This window comes from Mesorhizobium sp. M1A.F.Ca.IN.020.06.1.1, from assembly GCF_004023265.1.
Lineage (GTDB): Bacteria > Pseudomonadota > Alphaproteobacteria > Rhizobiales > Rhizobiaceae > Mesorhizobium.
This window is the reverse complement of record NZ_RZSR01001636.1, coordinates 1-644: the sequence shown is the minus strand read 5'-3', so window position 1 is coordinate 644 and position 644 is coordinate 1. Positions and strand designations below refer to the sequence as shown.

2 protein-coding genes are annotated in these 644 nt (G+C 59.9%); one reads left to right on the top strand and one right to left on the bottom strand.

The window, feature by feature from the left end:
* Nucleotides 1-196 precede the first annotated feature (196 nt).
* Nucleotides 197-397: a hypothetical protein gene (locus tag EOA60_RS36050; RefSeq protein ID WP_127335113.1), complete on the top strand. Its 201-nt coding sequence runs from the start codon at nucleotides 197-199 to the stop codon at nucleotides 395-397.
* Nucleotides 398-405: 8 nt separating this feature from the next.
* On the opposite strand, the gene EOA60_RS38555 is transcribed toward EOA60_RS36050, so the two are convergent.
* The coding region (locus tag EOA60_RS38555; protein ID WP_128312780.1) for a hypothetical protein at nucleotides 406-644 on the bottom strand (239 nt) is incomplete at its 5' end.

The following is a 644-nucleotide window of genomic DNA, read 5'->3' as shown; positions in this document are numbered from 1 at the left end:
CGGCACCTCCGCACCGCGCAGTGCCACCGTAGAGGTGCTAGAACGCGCTCTACGCGATGCTGGCGTGGTTTTCCTTGAGGAAGGGGAAATGATCGATGGCGGCGCTGGCGTGAGGCTGAGGAAGCAATGAAGGCAGCCTTTCGGTTTGAGTGATCCCCGCCCCGCCGGGCGCGGTCGGAACTGAGGAGAAAAGGGTGTGTCCTTCAAAATCACCTATGAGCCTTTGAACCGGATTGCCGGTGTTCAGCCACAAATGGTCGAAAAAGAATCGGCCCGCGATGCGTGGATCGCCGTTGATGCGCTGATGAAAAGCGAGGAGCGCGTCACTATTTCCGAAGATGGCCAGCCTATGACGTGGCAAGAGCTTCGAGACCGGGCACGGGGATCTGCGAACTAAGGGCCAGCTCACGGACCAGCCGACTTACGGTTGAGATCCTTCGGGCTGGTGTCTGGCGAATATGTCAGCGTGATACGCCTGCCGCCGCAGACGGCGCATTTCATCTTCGGCTTCAAGTTCCATTCCATCGCCGGAGCATCAGCGCCGAACCGATTGCGGAGCGCTGGCAGATCGAGCTTTTGATGCCGATGGCAATCGAGGCAGCCGCCAGTGACCGACATGCCCGCGTCGATCAGCGCTTGGAGTG